General features: G+C 35.0%; 17 protein-coding genes. 11 read left to right on the top strand and 6 right to left on the bottom strand.

Annotated elements, in window-relative coordinates; genetic code table 11:
- Window positions 1-27 precede the first annotated feature (27 nt).
- The 4 genes from HX109_RS16010 to HX109_RS15995 all read right to left on the bottom strand — a co-directional run bounded on the left by HX109_RS16010 (window position 28) and on the right by HX109_RS15995 (window position 3,273).
- Complete coding sequence (locus HX109_RS16010) at window positions 28-1,452, bottom strand: L-serine ammonia-lyase (protein WP_178953885.1); 1,425 nt, start codon at window positions 1,450-1,452, stop codon at window positions 28-30.
- 163 nt (window positions 1,453-1,615) lie between these two features.
- Complete coding sequence (locus tag HX109_RS16005; protein WP_178953883.1) at window positions 1,616-2,311, bottom strand: SDR family NAD(P)-dependent oxidoreductase; 696 nt, start codon at window positions 2,309-2,311, stop codon at window positions 1,616-1,618.
- Between the two features lie 52 nt (window positions 2,312-2,363).
- A complete protein-coding gene (locus tag HX109_RS16000) occupies window positions 2,364-2,972 on the bottom strand; it encodes an alpha-ketoglutarate-dependent dioxygenase AlkB family protein (protein WP_178953881.1) in 609 nt (202 codons plus the stop codon).
- A gap of 4 nt (window positions 2,973-2,976) precedes the next feature.
- Window positions 2,977-3,273, bottom strand: coding sequence for a hypothetical protein (locus HX109_RS15995; RefSeq protein WP_178953879.1), 297 nt, complete (start codon window positions 3,271-3,273; stop codon window positions 2,977-2,979).
- Between the two features lie 255 nt (window positions 3,274-3,528).
- Here HX109_RS15995 and HX109_RS15990 point away from each other — a divergent pair, with 255 nt between their 5' ends.
- The 5 genes from HX109_RS15990 to HX109_RS15970 all read left to right on the top strand — a co-directional run bounded on the left by HX109_RS15990 (window position 3,529) and on the right by HX109_RS15970 (window position 9,361).
- The gene (locus tag HX109_RS15990) at window positions 3,529-5,181 is read left to right on the top strand and encodes a sodium/sugar symporter (protein WP_178953877.1); all 1,653 of its coding nucleotides are present in this window, start codon (window positions 3,529-3,531) and stop codon (window positions 5,179-5,181) included.
- Window positions 5,182-5,273: 92 nt separating this feature from the next.
- Entirely contained in the window at window positions 5,274-6,809 is a 1,536-nt protein-coding gene (locus tag HX109_RS15985; protein ID WP_178953876.1) for a YifB family Mg chelatase-like AAA ATPase, read from the top strand.
- Window positions 6,810-7,076: 267 nt separating this feature from the next.
- A complete protein-coding gene (gene pxpA / locus HX109_RS15980; protein ID WP_178953874.1) occupies window positions 7,077-7,808 on the top strand; it encodes a 5-oxoprolinase subunit PxpA in 732 nt (243 codons plus the stop codon).
- Window positions 7,801-8,535 carry a 5-oxoprolinase subunit PxpB gene (pxpB, locus tag HX109_RS15975; protein ID WP_178953872.1) on the top strand — a complete coding sequence of 245 codons (735 nt, stop codon included), beginning with the start codon at window positions 7,801-7,803 and terminating at the stop codon, window positions 8,533-8,535. The genes pxpA and pxpB overlap by 8 nt, the downstream gene beginning before the upstream one ends.
- Window positions 8,519-9,361, top strand: a complete 843-nt coding sequence (locus HX109_RS15970; RefSeq protein ID WP_178953862.1) for a biotin-dependent carboxyltransferase family protein — start codon at window positions 8,519-8,521, stop codon at window positions 9,359-9,361. Before pxpB ends, HX109_RS15970 begins: the two co-directional genes overlap by 17 nt.
- On the opposite strand, the gene HX109_RS15965 is transcribed toward HX109_RS15970, so the two are convergent.
- Window positions 9,339-9,929: a hypothetical protein gene (locus tag HX109_RS15965; protein ID WP_178953860.1), complete on the bottom strand. Its 591-nt coding sequence runs from the start codon at window positions 9,927-9,929 to the stop codon at window positions 9,339-9,341. The two genes, HX109_RS15970 and HX109_RS15965, sit on opposite strands and share 23 nt — an antisense overlap.
- 71 nt (window positions 9,930-10,000) lie before the next feature.
- Complete coding sequence (locus HX109_RS15960) at window positions 10,001-10,831, bottom strand: N-acetylmuramidase domain-containing protein (RefSeq protein ID WP_178953858.1); 831 nt, start codon at window positions 10,829-10,831, stop codon at window positions 10,001-10,003.
- A 211-nt stretch (window positions 10,832-11,042) separates the two neighbouring features.
- On the opposite strand from HX109_RS15960, the gene HX109_RS15955 reads away from it, so the two are divergent.
- The 6 genes from HX109_RS15955 to HX109_RS15930 all read left to right on the top strand — a co-directional run bounded on the left by HX109_RS15955 (window position 11,043) and on the right by HX109_RS15930 (window position 17,080).
- Window positions 11,043-11,681, top strand: coding sequence for a hypothetical protein (locus HX109_RS15955; protein WP_178953856.1), 639 nt, complete (start codon window positions 11,043-11,045; stop codon window positions 11,679-11,681).
- Between the two features lie 360 nt (window positions 11,682-12,041).
- Window positions 12,042-12,416, top strand: coding sequence for a hypothetical protein (locus HX109_RS15950; RefSeq protein ID WP_178953854.1), 375 nt, complete (start codon window positions 12,042-12,044; stop codon window positions 12,414-12,416).
- Window positions 12,417-12,569: 153 nt separating this feature from the next.
- Window positions 12,570-12,956 carry a hypothetical protein gene (locus HX109_RS15945; protein ID WP_178953852.1) on the top strand — a complete coding sequence of 129 codons (387 nt, stop codon included), beginning with the start codon at window positions 12,570-12,572 and terminating at the stop codon, window positions 12,954-12,956.
- A gap of 977 nt (window positions 12,957-13,933) precedes the next feature.
- On the top strand, window positions 13,934-14,665 hold the full coding sequence (locus HX109_RS15940) for a hypothetical protein (RefSeq protein WP_178953851.1): 732 nt from the start codon (window positions 13,934-13,936) through the stop codon (window positions 14,663-14,665).
- A gap of 985 nt (window positions 14,666-15,650) precedes the next feature.
- Window positions 15,651-16,439, top strand: coding sequence for a sensor histidine kinase (locus HX109_RS15935; protein ID WP_178953849.1), 789 nt, complete (start codon window positions 15,651-15,653; stop codon window positions 16,437-16,439).
- Window positions 16,436-17,080 (top strand): response regulator, encoded by a 645-nt coding sequence (locus HX109_RS15930; RefSeq protein WP_178953847.1) that lies wholly within the window; start codon window positions 16,436-16,438, stop codon window positions 17,078-17,080. Before HX109_RS15935 ends, HX109_RS15930 begins: the two co-directional genes overlap by 4 nt.
- Window positions 17,081-17,267: the final 187 nt, after the last annotated feature.

The raw sequence follows: 17,267 nt of genomic DNA, 5'->3' as shown, positions 1-17,267 counted from the left end.
AAATTAAAACGATGGCCTTTTTTCGTTTTAGCAATCACTTAAATGAACACCCACGGCCAATCCGCCTTCGGAGGTTTCCTTGTATTTGGAATTCATGTCCTTTGCGGTTTCCCACATGGTGTTTACTACTTTATCCAAGGGGACTTTGGCATTTTTCGGGTCGGAATCAATTGCGAGTTCTGCAGCATTAATGGCTTTTATTGCACCCATGGAGTTACGCTCGATGCAAGGCACTTGTACCAAGCCACCGATGGGGTCGCAGGTGAGCCCTAGGTGATGTTCCATAGCAATTTCTGCCGCCATTAATACCTGTTCTGGAGTTCCTCCCATAAGCTCGGTTAGCGCACCGGCCGCCATGGCAGAAGAAACACCAATTTCGGCTTGGCAGCCGCCCATAGCGGCAGAAATAGTAGCTCCTTTTTTAAAGATACTTCCTATTTCCCCGGCAACGAGTAAAAATTGTTTTATTTCTTTAAAACTTGCCTGGTGGTTGTCGATAACCAAGTAGTACATAAGCACCGCCGGGATTACTCCAGCGCTTCCATTGGTAGGGGCTGTAACTACACGGCCTAAAGAGGCATTAACCTCGTTTACGGCAATGGCAAAACAGCCTACCCATTTTAATATTTGTCGAAATTTAACCTCTGTTTTTCTAATGGTTTCCAACCACTCTTGGGGAGTATCGTAAGGTAGGTCGCCAATTAATTTTTTATGCGTATCGAAGGCACGGCGCCGCACATTGAGTCCGCCAGGGAGATTCCCTTCTGTATGGCAACCAATAAACATGCATTCCAGCATAGTTTCCCATATGCGCTGTAATTCTTTATCAATTTCTTCATCTGTACGAAGCGAACGTTCATTTTCCAGCACAATTTCAGAAATGGACTTATTTTCTTGTTCGCAGTATGAAAGCAATTCCGATCCATTTCTGGTAGGGAACGGAAAGGTTTTTAAAGTTTTAAGATTTTCTTTGGCATGAATAAGTTCTTCTTTTACAACAAATCCGCCACCAATGGAATAGTAGGTTTCCTCTCTTTTTTCTCCGGAAGCCAAAGTAGCTTCAAATGTCATTCCGTTAGCATGAAAAGGGAGAAAATCCCTATGAAAAACGATACTTTCCTTAAAATTAAACGGAATTGGTTTTTCATTATTGAAGTTTAAAATAGCATCTTCCTTTATCTTTTTAACGATACCGTCCATTTCTTCAAGAGGGAAATATTCGGGATCTGCTCCCGATAGTCCGAGTACAATGGCAATATCCGTTGCATGTCCTTTTCCGGTTAAAGAAAGGGAACCATATACATGTACTTTTATTTGGGTAACTTTTTCAAAAAGATCGTCTTCTTTTAATTCAGAAATCCATCTTTCTGCAGCCCTCCATGGACCTAAGGTGTGAGAACTTGATGGCCCAACACCAATTTTTAACATATCGAAAACACTAATACACTCCATATTTCAAACGTTCTAGTGGCCGCAAATATACATTTTGTTGCGTAAGTAGTAATAAAGTAATGTAAAAGTTATGTTTCTTTTATTTTAAGTCCAAGAATGTATCAAAGAAAAAGGCCCGAGTGAATCAAGGGCCTTAGTTCTATGTTTATTTAATGACGGATAATTAAAGTTTTACCGTAGACATACCACCATCAATCTTAAAAATTTGTCCGGTTACCCATTTCGATTTTGGTGTAAGCAAATACACCGCTGCCTCGGCAATATCTTCTGGTTGCCCAAGTTCTTTAAGCGGACTCATTTCGGCATTCGCTTTTATTTTTTGATCGGAATTTAACAGCCTACTCGCCAAAGGGGTTTGTGTAAGAGCGGGAGCAATGGCATTTACCCGAATATTTGGTGCGAATTCTGCAGATAATGCCTTGGTAAGACCTTCCAAAGCTCCTTTAGACATCGCTACTTGTGAATGAAAATTAAAACCTTGCTGCACAGCCACGGTAGAGAAAAATACAATGGAGCTTTTTTCTACCGCCTTTAATTTTGGTAAAATTTCTTGAATAATTTTTGTGGCACCCAAAACTTGTAGTTTGTAATCTTCTAAAAAATCTTTTTCCTTAAATCTATTAAAAGGTTTTAAATTAATGCTTCCTGGGCAATAGGCAATCCCATTTACTTCGTCGGGAAGAAAACTTAAATCCAATTCTTCCGCCATAACGTCCAATTTCTTATAAGTTACATGGTCTGTGTCCTCCATTTCATTGGCGTTGTAGGTAGCGAAAACCTTATGCCCTTGGCTGGATAGAAGATTTACGATTTCTTTTCCAATTCCGGAGGAACCTCCGATAACTAAATAGTTTTCCATACAATTTTTTCTTTTTCATATAAAGATAAGAAATCAAGAAGAAATAGAACAATCATTCTACGATAGTTCTAAACGTAAGGTTTACGCGAGGAGTAAGTACCTTTTTTGTGGGCGGTAACCGGTGTAACCAGTTTTTTTGGGTTTCCCCTTTCATTACTAAAAGACTTCCATTTTCAAGGATAATATTTACCTTTTCTTTGGTGTTTTTATGTTTAAAAGAAAATTTTCTGGTAGCACCAAAACTCAGGGATGCAATAGCTCCATTTTGCTTTAAATCCTTTTCTGCATCGCTATGCCAGGCCATTCCTTCGCTACCGTCGTGATAAAGGTTAAGCAAACAGGAATTATAGGTTTCATTGGTGATTTTTTCAACCGATTTTTTTAGTTGAAGTAATCCTGGCGTCCATAACAGCGCAGATTTTGTAGTCTTGGAATAGGTATATTTAAAAGGTTTATCTCCATACCAGGCTACTTTCCGTTTGGTTACAATGCGTTTCCCAAAGATAATAGCTTCATCATTTTTCCATTCGATAGATTGTAATAGTTTTTGTAAATAGTCATCGGTAGTTTTCAAATTAAAAATATGACCGTAATAGTAAACTTCACCATCTCTGGGAAGGATATTTATTTCATTTGGTGGGAGTGTATTGAATAGATCCATAAAATTAACCTTGGGTAAGCAAGCAAAGACTATCTTCCAAAGCTTCTACGGAATGAGGAGCTCCAATAGGAATATCAATTTCATCATATTGATTTAGTAATTTCGTTTTGTTTCCTTCTTTATACTGAACCTTACCTTCCAAAACGGTTAATTTAGAAGAAATATTTGCGGTATGTTCTTTTAGTAGCATACTCTTTTTGAAGCCGATTGCTAAAACCTTAAAGTTTGCCCCTTGATGAATTACTTTTGCTACGGGGTTACTTGAATTACTTACGCTTTCTTTTATTTCTTTTAGTACCATAACACACTTTTATAAAACAAATTTACAAAATTGCTTTTCGATCTGTGCGGCTTTACTCTTTCTGAAATATCAAATGATTCAACAGTGAACTTACAATTATATTTAAGTTCTATTAACACTCTATGAAATGTAACAAAAACAGTGAATTATGATTTTAAAAGTATAATTTACTTTTTTTATCGTGTTAATTCACAAAAATTCTTGCATAAAAATTATATATTCGCATTTCAGTATTAAATTTTAACTTAAAAACCTATGACATCAACTTTTAGTTTCTGGGATTATGCGGTATTCATATGCTATGCAATTTTAATTTTAGGGGTAGGGCTATGGATGTCCAGATCTAAAGAAGGACACGAAAGAAATGAAGAAGATTATTTTCTGGCAAGTAAATCACTCCCATGGTGGGCTATTGGAGCCTCGCTAATTGCGGCAAATATTTCTGCAGAACAGTTTATTGGGATGTCTGGTTCGGGTTTTGCCTCTGGTTTGGCCATCGCTTCTTATGAGTGGATGGCAGCATTGACCTTACTTATAGTAGGTAAGTATTTTCTACCTATTTTTATTGAAAAAGGGCTGTACACCATTCCCGAGTTTGTTGAAAAAAGATATTCTACAAACCTTAAAACCATTTTAGCCGTTTTTTGGATAGCACTTTATGTTTTTGTAAACCTGGCTTCGGTATTGTATTTAGGTTCCTTGGCCTTGGAAACCATAATGGGAATCCCCATGATCTACGGAGTTTTAGGGTTGTCTCTTTTTGCTGCGGCCTACTCTTTATATGGCGGACTTTCCGCAGTGGCATGGACGGATGTAATTCAAGTAGTATTCTTAGTTTTAGGTGGATTGGTAACTACCTATTTGGCACTGGACACAGTATCTGGTGGGAATGGCGTTATTGCTGGTTTGGAAACTGTTTACGAAAGGGTTCCAGAGCGTTTTGCCATGATTTTAAATAAATCGAATCCAGAATATACAAACCTACCGGGTATCAGCGTTCTTGTTGGTGGAATGTGGGTTGCGAATTTGTATTACTGGGGTTTCAATCAATATATTATCCAGCGTACGTTGGCGGCTAAATCTTTAAAAGAGGCACAAAAAGGTATTTTATTGGCAGCCTGTTTAAAATTGGTTATTCCACTAATTGTAGTAATTCCTGGTATTGCGGCTTACGTAATTATAAACGATCCTGAAATTATGGCCAATTTGGGAAGTATGGCAAATAACAACTTACCTTCGTTAGATCAAGCCGATAAGGCCTACCCATGGTTATTGCAATTTTTACCTGTTGGACTTAAGGGCGTGGCTTTTGCAGCCCTAGCTGCGGCTATTGTTTCTTCGTTGGCTTCCATGTTAAATTCTACATCTACCATTTTTACCATGGATATTTATAAACAATACATCAATAAAACAGCCAAATCTTCCACTTTGGTAAATGTTGGTAGAATATCTGCTGGGGTAGCGCTTCTTATTGCTTGTGTAATGGCGCCATTATTAGGGGGTATCGATCAAGCTTTTCAATTTATACAAGAATACACCGGTGTTGTGAGTCCGGGTATCTTGGCTGTATTTATATTGGGTCTTTTCTGGAAAAAAACAACCAACAAGGCCGCCATCATTGGAGCCTTGGTATCCATTCCTATTGCAATGTATTTTAAAGTGGCCCCGAAGGGATGGTCAGACAGTCCGATATTTATAGACATTCCATTTATGAACCAGATGGGGTATACCTTCCTATTAACAGCTCTTGTTATGGTAGTTATAAGTCTTATGCAAAATAAAGGGGCGGAAGACCCACATGGAATTCAGCTTAGCAAAAAGCTATTTAAAACCGGACCTGTTTTTAATGTTGGTGCTTTTGCGGTTATGATTGTTCTAGTGGTACTTTACAGTCTTTTCTGGAACTAAAAATAAAACAACTTTCTAAAACTTATTTAGCCTCGGGATGACCGGGGCTTATTTTTTTATAGTATATTTAACTTGTTTGCAATAAATAGTCTATGTTAAAAAAAGTTTTTGGAAGTTCTGTTTTTGGAATAGAAGCCACCACTATTACTGTGGAAGTAAATATAGGTCAAGGTATTGGCTATCATCTGGTGGGATTGCCAGACAACGCTATTAAAGAAAGTAATTATAGAATTGCGGCGGCACTGCAACATAACAGTTTCAAGATTCCCGGAAAAAAAATAACGATTAATATGGCACCCGCAGATATGCGCAAAGAAGGTTCTGCCTACGACCTCACTTTGGCCATTGGTATTTTAACGGCTTCTGAACAAATAAAAGCAGACGGACTCGAAGATTATTTAATCCTGGGGGAATTGTCGCTCGATGGAACGTTGCAACCCATTCGTGGCGCATTGCCTATCGCCATCAACGCAAAAGAAGAAGGTTTTAAAGGATTTATTTTACCCGCTGAAAATGCAAAAGAAGCTGCTATTGTAAGCGGACTTGAAGTTTATGGAGTAAAAGATATTAGAGAAGTAATTGATTTTTTTGATAAAGATGTTCCGTTGCAACAAACCATTGTGAATATTGAAGAAGAATTTTATAAGGCTTTAGACTTTCCTGAATTCGATTTTGCCGATGTAAAAGGACAAGAAAGTATAAAAAGAAGTATGGAAATCGCCGCGGCAGGTGGACATAATATCATACTTATCGGTCCGCCGGGAGCTGGAAAAACCATGCTTGCAAAGCGGCTACCCTCCATCTTACCGCCAATGACTATGAACGAAGCCTTGGAAACAACCAAAATACATTCAGTCACGGGTAGAACCATCAATACAGGTATCATGAATCAGCGACCTTTTCGGAGTCCGCATCATACCATTTCAGATGTTGCCCTAGTAGGAGGTGGAGCTTATCCTCAGCCTGGGGAAATTTCGATGGCGCATAATGGAGTATTGTTTTTAGACGAATTGCCAGAATTTAAACGAAGTGTGTTGGAAGTTATGCGGCAACCTTTGGAGGATAGGGAGGTTACCATTTCCCGAGCAAAGTTTACGGTTACTTATCCGTCCAGTTTTATGTTGGTTGCGAGTATGAATCCGAGTCCAGGTGGATATTTTAATGATCCGGATGCTCCTGTGACCTCTTCTCCCGCGGAAATGCAGCGGTATTTAAGCAAAATTTCGGGTCCGCTTTTAGACCGAATCGACATCCATATAGAAGTTACTCCAGTTCCTTTCGAAAAGCTTTCCGATAATAGAAAAGGCGAAAGCAGTGTGGAGATTAGAAAACGGGTAACTGCAGCAAGGGAACTACAGACCGAAAGGTTTCAAAACTTACCCACGATTCATTACAATGCGCAAATGAATACCAAACAAATAAGGGAATTTTGCCAACTGGATGCGGCTTCCTTAGATTTGCTCAGAAATGCCATGGAGCGATTAAATCTTTCCGCTAGGGCATACGATAGGATTTTAAAAGTGGCCCGAACCATAGCCGATTTGGATCATGAAGAAAAAATATCTGGGAACCATATCGCAGAAGCCATACAATACCGAAGTTTAGACAGAGATGGTTGGTTGGGGTGATTCTGAAGTTAAAAGTTTGTTCAGTACACTTTTAAGTGTTAATATTTAGACAATCGATAAAGTTATCCTATCTTTATACTATTTGCTAATTGATATTATGGTAAAAGAAAATGGAAGATTTTTGCTTTTAACAAGGAAGAAAATTAAAGCATAGCCGAAGCTACGGTTTTATTTTAGGAAGAAGATAAAAGTAAAAAGACACATTTTATTTCAGTAATATTGATGAGTAAATGGTATTTTGTTAAAAATTGACTTGTTCAAGCAAAAATGAAGTCGAAAATCATAATAAATTGCGATTTAGGAGAAGGAACAAATAATGAGGAAGCTCTTATGCCTTACATCCAAGCGTGTAATATCGCTTGTGGTGGTCATACTGGTGACGAAGTATCGATGAGATCGGTTATGCAATTGGCAAAGAAACATGAGGTGAAGATAGGAGCACACCCTTCTTATCCAGATACAGAAAATTTTGGGCGATTGTCTTTAAATATTTCCGAAGAAGAATTAATAGAAACCATTCAAAGTCAACTACAAGTATTCGAAGAAATTGCCTTTAAGGAAAATATTGAATGGCAACACATTAAACCTCATGGAGCTCTTTATAACGATCTTGCCAAAGATGAAAAACTTACAAACACCTTTTTAAAAGCTATCGAAAAGTATAAGCAAAACATGAATTTATATGTTCCTTATGGAAGCATAATTGCTGAGGAGGCTAAAAAGCAAGGTTTTAAAATTTTATATGAGGCTTTTGCAGACAGGGCTTACAACGACGATCGGTCTTTAGTGAGTAGAAAGCTTCCCAATTCGGTTCTAACCAATAAAAATGAAATTTTAAACCAAGTTGCCAATATTGCAGAAGAAGGATTTGTATGGAGTGTTCAACGCAATAGAGTTCCCATAAAAGCTACTACTTTTTGTGTACATTCGGACACGGAAAACTCCGAAGATATCGTAAAATTCTTATATAGCAACTTACAAGCCGTTAACATTGAATAGATTTAAACTGGAATATAAAAAATTTGGTCCCAAGGCTTTGCTCATCGAATGGCCGCGCACGGTTGATGAAGAAATCCTTAATGATATTATTAAGTTTAAAAAACTCATTTTGGATAATATTCAGGGATATGAGTTGGTGCCGGCCTACAATTCTTTGACGGTAATTTCGCAAACAGCCATAGATCACGATAATTTGATAAAAAAAATAAAGGAAATCTATCGTGAAAACTATACTTCTGCCAAAATACAACGAAAATTGTGGCATATTCCCGTTTGTTATGATGAGGATTTTGGGATTGATTTGGAGGCATTCTCCGTGGCCAAAAAACTTAGTATCGACAGGATTATAGAATTGCATATCGAACAGCTTTACACTATTTATTGCATAGGTTTTTTACCAGGATTTATGTATTTGGGCGGACTAAATAAAACCTTGCACCATCCGCGCCGTAACCAACCACGCCTAAATATTCCACAGGGTTCGGTGGGAATAGGAGGGGAGCAAACAGGGGTCTATCCCCAAGAATCTCCCGGTGGATGGAACATTATAGGAAATTCTCCGGTTAAAGTTTTCAATGCAGAGCGCCAAGAGCCCTGTGGGGTTAGTGTAGGGGATAAAATTAAATTTTATCCTATAGAAAAAGATGAACACAAACTAATTACCATTCAGGTGGATGCCAATATTTTTCATTTAAAAACCTACGAACTCGATGATACAAATAAATAAACCAGGTTTTTACTCTACCATTCAAGATTTAGGTCGGTTTAACTATCGTGACAAAGGTGTTCCCGTAAGTGGAGTTATGGACAGTATCTCTGCAACGTTTGCCAACAAGCTCTTGGGTAATAAAAAGAATGCCGCAGTTTTGGAAATTACCATGACGGGACCAGAGCTGGAATTTCAAGAAGAAACCCTGATTGCCATTTCGGGGGCCGATATTTCTCCATCCCTTAATGGAAATGAGATTAACAATGATGAAGTTTATGCGATTAAACCTGGCGATATTTTAAATTTTGGCAAGCTTAAAAGTGGTATTCGGTGTTATTTTGCTGTAAAGGGCGGGTTTAAAACCGAAGAAATACTGGGAAGTAGATCGTGGTATGTGTCTTTAACCGAATTTTCCCATTTGGCAGTTGGCAAAACCTTGGAAATTACGAAAAGTACGAATCAAGATATCAAAAAGAACCTTCCTGGGATCGATCATAATTTTAATGAAAAGAAAATAGAAGTTTTTAAAGGTCCGGAATTCGATTGGTTTTCTGAAGAATTACAACACCATGTTTTGAGCGGGTTATTTAATATTGCTAAGGAAAATAACCGGATGGCATACCAGTTGAAACAACATCTATATCCCCATAAATTTTCGATTTTAACCTCTTCGACCCAGCCAGGAACAGTGCAGTTAACCCCATCTGGCAAGTTGATTATTCTAATGAAGGATGCGCAAACTACCGGGGGATATCCCAGAATTTTACAGTTATCGGAAAATGCATTGTCGTTATTGGCGCAGAAACGCACGGATGATGAAATTATTTTTTCCCTTCAAGATTAGTTTTATGGACTTTTCTTATTTTAATGAGTTCTTCCGTAAGAAGAATTAAAACATCCCGTTGGTTTAGGGCATTGGAAATTTCTTTTGCTTGCATTTTAAATTCCTCATGGATTCGAACTTTCGACCAAAATTGGATCACCAAGTCATTAAGTCCCCTGCTTTCATGTTCTGAAACCAAATTTAAAGGATATGCGCTAGCAACCAAATTTTTAATATTTCCCCGTGCCTTGGCTATGTTGTCTTTTATGGGTTTTAGGGCTTCATCGAGCGTTTGTGTTATATTTGGCAAGAGCAAGGAGACACTTTCCAGTTGAAACTTTTTTTGAGGAACCCTTCGATCCAAAGCTGTTCTGGAAGCCAATAATTTAGTTCTATAAAGGGCAATTTCGTTGTAAGCAGCAATGTTATTCCTTCTTAAAGTATCTTCAATTTCATTTAAAAACTTATATAGGTCGTCGGAAGCACTTAAATCTTCATTCTCTATTAACAGCTTAATTTTTTCTATAGTAACGCTTGTAGTGGTGTGTATTCTGGTTAAGATTTGTAAAAATGGCGGCGTGTTTTTCATGTAATTTTTAATTTCCTCCAATATGGAGTAAATAATACATATAGAAAAGGGGAAAAATCCTGAATTATCATCTAAGCGGTATTCCTGTATTTAAAATAGGTAAGCTTTAACTTTGTGTCGTATTGATTGCGTTTGTAAGACGGGCCATTGTAACCACGTGAAAAAGCATCCCAATCTTTATTCCTTAGGGGCACCATGAGGTTATTGACCTTGAGAAATTTACCGAACGCTCTTAGGTGTTCTCGTTCGTGGGTTTGCATGGCGTCTACGAACATCTGTATGCTTTCGTAGCCCAAAGATTTATAGTGGTAACCCATTATTTGAAACGATCCCCAAGAGGAGGCGGCGTGCGCGGCATCAAAAAAATCTGGGTTTGCATCTAAATTGGATGCCAATTTTAAACGAAGATATTCCCCTTCGCCTCCTACATAGTATTTTTTTGTCCATTTTTTATATAAAATATGCTTGGTATCTTCGGAGGCATATTTCTCGGGATCTACATTTCTTTTTTCCAGTTCCCTCCAAAAAACATGGCCTTCAAAGAGTATTTTTGCTCTTCCGGAAATTAAAAATCCTTTTCCTTGACTTTCTATTTCATTAATCGCTTTTACCAAAGCGAGCTCCAGATTATATTCTTGGGAAAAGTCATTTAAATCTTTTTCAGAGAGCAGCTTATCGGTATTTTCAAAGAGCCCTTTTTCCAGCGCCAATAGTTTACTCCATGTTTTAACACCCACAATACCATCGACCACCAAATCGTTCTTTAGCTGAAAATCCCTGACCGCTTGCGCAGTATCTTTTCCGAAGTAATTGGAAATAACCACGCTGTAACCCAGTTTTACCAAAATTTGTTCCAGAAGATAAACAGAGGGATCGTAAGATTTATATTTAAGGACTTTCATTGTATAAGTTTAATTGTGTGATAATTACGTTTAAAATACGGGTTTTTTCCCCTTTCTAAGAAGTTGAAAAACAATAAAATTCTGTTTTTCAAGGAATTAAACAATTTTTATTTTTTAAGTTACTGATTATTAGTGTTATTAACGAAGAAAAATGTTTTATATTAGAGCTGACTAACAACATATAATTTTATAACCAACTAAAACTTAAAACATGAAAACCAATTTTTTGAAAGGGATTCCTTTTATTCTTTTATCTGTTTTGATCCTCGGATGTGCACAATCTGAAAATCATTTGGCACACGAAACAGTAGATATTTCCAAGAAAAAATTGACTCCAGAATTAGCAGAAAAGCTTAGCAAAAGGTTTGTAAAAGATATCGAAGACTTGTTTGCAAAGGCAGATTCCCTTGAATACTATAAAAATTTACTGGAGCAAATTCAAAATCAAGCCAACCAAGCAGGAGCACAGCGTAGTGTAAAAATAGAACCGGTTACTTTTCAAAAGAAAAAACCAAAATTCAATTTATCCGTTTCCAGTTGGTATTCTACTGATGAATTACTTACGTACCTTAACGAATCGATTAAACACGTAAAAGAAAAAGGTGGCGAAGTAGATGGTTTTAGAATTTATATTGGTGTTTTCCCTAATGAAGAAGGGAAGAAGAGCAATACCCTTACTACTTTTATAAACCCAACTGGAAGAATGGGGGCAGATAAGCAAGAAGGGAGTGTAGTGCCAAACCTTATAAAACCATTGTTTTTTCAAGCAGGTGGCCACGATTTATTGGATGTTCCGCCATTAGAGTATGGAGGTTCAGGTGAACCACCATCTTCAAGTTATCCGCAGTAACCAACTAAGTTATTAAAATAAATGACTGATTTTGAATTCTATTTAAAGCGGTCAACATTGTTGCTAGAAATTATAGCATTCGCTCTAAGTATTTCTAATTATAAAAAAGAAAAGACTTCAAGTAATGTAATACTTGTTTTATACCTTCTGATAATTATAGCCATTGAACTTTTGCAATTAATACCTATAATTGGATGGAAGTATAATAATTCTAGTATTGGAATGTTCATAAATAATACTTTTTCTATTTTTTTTCTAAAAAGTAATATTTGGCTGGCTAGTATTTACTCTATTGTTTCTTTTTACATATATCTTTCTTACTACAGAATGTTATTTAAAATTGGAGCATTTCGCAAAATCATGAATTTTTTTATTGTTATATATTCAATTTTTGTATTTCTTTCCTTGATAAACTATCCAAATCTTTTAAAATCATGGTTAGGGCCCCATATGTATGCAGGGGTTCTACTTACGTTAGGAGCCATATTTTTATACCTGGGCACCATTTTAAAGAGCGATGAGATCCTTAGGTTCTATAAAACCTTACCTTTTTGGATAACCGTTGGCATCCTGTTCTTTAATTTGGTCACTATGCCCATTTTTATTTTTGCCGAACAATTAAACTTTACAGCTTCGGTGTATGTCTATATTTTGGTAATATCCAATTACGTAATGTACGGCTGTTTCATTACTGGTTTTATCGTGAATGCAAAAAATCAAAAAGCAATAAAGTAAGAAGTTTAATTTCGGCACTATGATGTAGTTAGTTGGAATATTGTAATTTTTTTAAACTGAATTCGAGCAAAAAGTCTTATTTAGGGAGGTTTTAATTGTTAAAATTATCTATTTTAGCTGTCAACCTAAATTACAAACTAATACTACCACAAAATGGCAAACAAACCAGCAAAATGTATTTCGCCGGAGAAAGCGAGTAAACTGCAAAGCAAATATGTAAATACTATAGAAAAAGCATTAAAAAAAGAGTTCGGAAAAGATTTTTCACACGAGTTTTGGTGGAGTGTATCAGAATTGGAGGAGTACATAGCCTACTTTAAGGAAGAAGCCAAGAAAAAAGGATACAAAGAACTTGGACTTCGTTTTTCTTTGGGGAAATATGAGGACGATGAAAAAGAAGGTAACATTTCTGCTTTTATTAGGCCTACAGGGATGCAAGAATCCAGAGTACTTACAAAAACCGCCAGTTCTCAAATAATGATTGAAGATGTGGATGCTTATAATGATGGTCATTCTACCTGGCCTCCAGTAGGAAATTAAATTTTATGTCCTCAGTATCAGTAGGGTTCATTATACATTTTCTTGTAGCAATTACAACACTAATAGCTATAATTACCTATAAGAAATACCAATTTACACCCAATAGGTATTTTCTATATTTACTTCTATTAACATTGCTTACGGAATGTATTGCCTATATACCTGTTTATTGCTACTTTAATAAAGATTCACCTTTTAAACTGTTTCTTTATAGATATTTACCAGATTATTTGGTTTCCAGAAACTATTGGATTTATAATTCATTTAGAATTTTAACATTTTATATTTATTTAATTTACTTTCTTAAAATTTTGAAATCTAAAGCTCATAAAAAAATTACATATGGTTCTCTTATAATTTATACCGTATCCATAATAATTCAATTTAGCTTAACCGAAAATAGCTTATTTTCTGGTGACCAAATGATTATTAGAATTTTCGGAACTTTTTTACTATTCATAGGGGGAACACTTTATTATCTGGAGGTTTTTAATTCAGAAAGAATATTAAAAATACATAAGGATCTTTCATTTTGGTTAATCACTGGATCAATCTTTTATTACCTCTTAACAATTCCTATAAAAATTTTCAGCAAATTAATCACAAATAATCAAGAAATATATATTTCAATTTTATTTATCTCAAATATTGTTTTATACGGTTGCTTTATAACTGGTTTTATCATAAATGCTCGATCATTTACCAGAAAATAAGTTTTTTACTTATTCTTGCCTCCTTAAGAAAATAAATTTAATTTCATATTTAGAAATTAAAGCCAAATCAGTATTCAAAAAAATCAAGTATCATAACAGATTATTTTTTTGTTGGATGCTCGGTAAAAAAATTGATATTATAGAAAGGAATCGAACGATAATATTTAATAGCCATCCAAATAAAGTTTTAATTACAAATAATTCTAACAACACCAATATCCACGATATAAATATTTAAAATCTCCACTGGAGTGAAGCCTTCCTATGAAAACTGACTTAGAATTTTTAGATTACTTGAGACTTTCATCAGTATTTTTAGAGTTCTTTGCTATGGCACTTGCCTTAGCCACTTATCCGCTATTAAAAAAATCCAGTGCAAAGTACATAGCAGTTATCTTGGTTCTAACGGTTTTAGTTGAAATTTTAGGGGGGACTATATCTTTTAGCTTTAAGTATTATGAGAATTCTATGTTTATACAATATTTGTTGATGTTTTTTCCAGAAGATCTTTTAAGAATGAATATTTGGATTTTCAACATCAATTATATCTTTGTTTTCGCTTTGTACTTTATGTATTACGATTCGTTGATTCAGCAAAAATATGATAGAATTATAATCCGGGTACTTGCAGTAATTTTTCCCTTTGTTGTGTTTTTAGACTTCTATTTTAATATTGAAACGCTGAATAGATCTTTAATGAGAGGAATTCTTATATACGGTTCTTTAAGTTTATTTTTAGCCTCAACCCTTTATTTCAAAAAAATTTTACTCGGTAATCAAACTCAAAAAATTACATCATCTTTAGATTTCTGGATTGTTTTAAGTATTAGTGTCTTTTATATTTCTGTAATTCCCTTATTTTTATTTGCCCACAAATTAAATTTTACTCATTCTACTTATGTTATATTACTTATTGCTTTAAATTATATCCATTATGGGCTTTTTATCACTGGTTTTATCATAAATTCGAGAAATCAGCATAGCTTAGAAAAGTAAAAGGGTAAAAGTAAGGTTCTATTCTAGCTGTATTTCTTTACTAAACATTTTATGAACATTTAATATAAAAAGGAGATGAAAAAATAAACTTAAGTATGCTGTAGTAGTTTTAGTTTTCTATTTTCGTTTATCGACACAGGGAGCACAAAATACCGTTAAGCATTAATGTCTTATTTCCGTTATTTAATTCATTTTTTGGTTGTAGTTACAACGCTAATTGCAATTTATATTTATTAATTTTAACCCTACTAGCAGAATGCATTACCTACATCCCGGAATATTTTTATTTTAATGAAAACTCTAATATAACCCAGACTTTAGTAAAAATCTTACCCGAATATTTTTTATCGAGGAATTACTGGATTTACAATATTTTTAGAATACTTACTTTTTATATATCTTTTGTACTTTCTTGAGCAATTTAAAATCAGCAAATTTAAAACTACTATTTATTATATGTTCCTTGTTTATTCAATGGGCATAGGAATCGAGTTCTTCCTAAATGAAAATAGTCTGTTTACTGGAAATTAAATGATTGTTAGGGTTCTTGGTACTTTTTGCTTATTGTTAAGTGCTATATTTTATTTAACGGAAGTTTTCAATTCAGACGTAATTTTAAAAATCCATAAGGAGCTCTCATTTTGGTTAATTGTAGGTTCAGCATTTTACTATCTATTAACTATTCCGATAATGTTGTTTGGCAAAAAATTTGATAATCATGAAAATGTTTATGTGTCTATTCTATTCTTATCTAATATAATTCTTTACGGAAGTTTTATCACTGGTTTTATTATAAATGCTAGATTTAATGAAAAATCAACTTCCTAAATTCTTAAAATTCTTTATAAAAGGGAAAAATACCCTTTTAAATGTTCCCAGTTCCGTCTAATTTGTAGTAAATATTAGTTAGCCTTTTAACCTGCCATGTTTTTTAAATGGCATTAAAAAATTTTACAGTAAATTTCGGATGATATATTCCTATTTCATGGAGAACGAAAAAGAAGTTATTAGTCTTATTATATACGTAAGTATCCTTATTGTTATACTAATAGTCTTTGTGGTAACCTTTTTTTTGGCATACCAAAGAAGAAAGACCGAACTTTTGATTGAAAAAGCAGATCAGCTTCAAAAATTCGAGCTCGAACTTTCAAAAGCACAAACAGAAATTCAGGAACAAACCTTTAAAAATATAAGTTGGGAATTGCACGATAACATTGGCCAGTTGCTCTCCGTGGCAAAAATGCAGCTTAACATGCTTCAGCACGATCTGCCCGAAGAAAAACAAAAAGGCTTTGAGGAAGCATCCAACGTGCTAGGGCAGGGCCTCAAAGAACTCCGTCAGCTCTCGCATATGTTGAATACCGATTTTGTTTCGAAAATCGGACTTCAGGAATCTATTGAAAATGAAATAAACCGATTTAAAAGGCTCAATTTTTTAAGCATTCAATACGATGTAGAAGGGGAATCCTATAACATCGATAAAAAGGATGAAATTATCATTTTCAGGATTTTTCAAGAGTGTTTTTCCAATGTAGTAAAATATTCAAAAGCTTCAGTATTGAACATTACGGTTAGATATTTACCTTCAGAACTCTATGTAAACGCTACCGACAATGGCGTGGGTTTTAATCAAGACTCTGAAAGTGAAGGGACTGGATTGATGAATATGCGAAAAAGAGCCGAACTTATTGGCGCAGATTTATCCATTAAAACAGCAAAAAATGAAGGAGTTTCTTTAACTTTGAGGTATCCAACCAAGCAGCTTGTAAAATGAAAAAGTATTCCATAGCCATTGTAGACGACCATTCCCTATTTGCCAAGTCCCTAATTTCTTTAGTAGACTCTTTTGATAACTATAAAGTAACCTTCAATGCCTCGAACGGTAAAAACTTTATTGAGGAGTTGGAGAAAAATGCGCTACCAGATATTGTTCTGATGGATATTAACATGCCACAGATGAATGGTATTGAAACCATGGAATGGCTAAAAGAGAATCATCCAGAACAAAAGGTTATAGCATTATCTATGGACGATAGTGAAGAAACTATTATAAAAATGTTGCGGTTGGGAGCTAAAGGGTATCTTTTAAAAGATATCCACCCGGAAATTTTTCAGAATGCCCTGGATGACGTTATTGAAAAAGGATTTTACTATTCTGATAGGATTACCAATAAGCTTTTAGATACTATTGATAAAAAAGACAACGATCCCCATGAAATCAAATTAAAAGATCGGGAAATAGAGTTTTTAAAATTGGCGTGCACCGAAATGACGTATAAGGAAATAGCTGCAGAAATGTTTTTATCGCCAAAAACCATTGATGGCTACCGCGAAAGCCTCTTTGATAAATTGGACGTTCGCAGTAGAATAGGGTTGGTTTTATATGGAATAAAAAACAAAATGATCGAAATGTAAACTTTTGTATATCATTTACTGCTAAGCTGTGAACATAAAAATTATAACCTTGAACCTATTGTAATTCGTAATTCAAGAAACGGAACAAAGGGTTTTTCAATCTTTTTGGTTGGTCGTTGGCTGGGGTTTATATACAAATACCCCGAAAAGGTTTAGAATTCAAGTTTATGGAAAATAAAATCAACAC

This window comes from Galbibacter sp. BG1 (genome assembly GCF_013391805.1).
Lineage (GTDB): Bacteria > Bacteroidota > Bacteroidia > Flavobacteriales > Flavobacteriaceae > Galbibacter.
The sequence above is the reverse complement of the archived record's forward strand: the minus strand, read 5'-3'. Positions and strand labels throughout refer to the sequence as shown.

What these genes read in the sequence shown, in the direction of transcription:
- HX109_RS15960 (WP_178953858.1), bottom strand. Translation starts at nt 10,831, where the DNA reads ATGAAAGTCCTTAAATATAAATCTTACGATCCCTCTGTTTATCTTCTG.
- HX109_RS15930 (WP_178953847.1), top strand. Translation starts at nt 16,436, where the DNA reads ATGAAAAAGTATTCCATAGCCATTGTAGACGACCATTCCCTATTTGCC.
- HX109_RS16005 (WP_178953883.1), bottom strand. Translation starts at nt 2,311, where the DNA reads ATGGAAAACTATTTAGTTATCGGAGGTTCCTCCGGAATTGGAAAAGAA.
- HX109_RS16000 (WP_178953881.1), bottom strand. Translation starts at nt 2,972, where the DNA reads ATGGATCTATTCAATACACTCCCACCAAATGAAATAAATATCCTTCCC.
- HX109_RS15970 (WP_178953862.1), top strand. Translation starts at nt 8,519, where the DNA reads ATGATACAAATAAATAAACCAGGTTTTTACTCTACCATTCAAGATTTA.
- HX109_RS15940 (WP_178953851.1), top strand. Translation starts at nt 13,934, where the DNA reads ATGAAAACTGACTTAGAATTTTTAGATTACTTGAGACTTTCATCAGTA.
- HX109_RS15945 (WP_178953852.1), top strand. Translation starts at nt 12,570, where the DNA reads ATGGCAAACAAACCAGCAAAATGTATTTCGCCGGAGAAAGCGAGTAAA.
- HX109_RS16010 (WP_178953885.1), bottom strand. Translation starts at nt 1,452, where the DNA reads ATGGAGTGTATTAGTGTTTTCGATATGTTAAAAATTGGTGTTGGGCCA.
- HX109_RS15990 (WP_178953877.1), top strand. Translation starts at nt 3,529, where the DNA reads ATGACATCAACTTTTAGTTTCTGGGATTATGCGGTATTCATATGCTAT.
- HX109_RS15965 (WP_178953860.1), bottom strand. Translation starts at nt 9,929, where the DNA reads ATGAAAAACACGCCGCCATTTTTACAAATCTTAACCAGAATACACACC.
- HX109_RS15985 (WP_178953876.1), top strand. Translation starts at nt 5,274, where the DNA reads ATGTTAAAAAAAGTTTTTGGAAGTTCTGTTTTTGGAATAGAAGCCACC.
- pxpA (WP_178953874.1), top strand. Translation starts at nt 7,077, where the DNA reads ATGAAGTCGAAAATCATAATAAATTGCGATTTAGGAGAAGGAACAAAT.
- HX109_RS15995 (WP_178953879.1), bottom strand. Translation starts at nt 3,273, where the DNA reads ATGGTACTAAAAGAAATAAAAGAAAGCGTAAGTAATTCAAGTAACCCC.
- HX109_RS15950 (WP_178953854.1), top strand. Translation starts at nt 12,042, where the DNA reads ATGAATTTTTTTATTGTTATATATTCAATTTTTGTATTTCTTTCCTTG.
- HX109_RS15955 (WP_178953856.1), top strand. Translation starts at nt 11,043, where the DNA reads ATGAAAACCAATTTTTTGAAAGGGATTCCTTTTATTCTTTTATCTGTT.
- HX109_RS15935 (WP_178953849.1), top strand. Translation starts at nt 15,651, where the DNA reads ATGGAGAACGAAAAAGAAGTTATTAGTCTTATTATATACGTAAGTATC.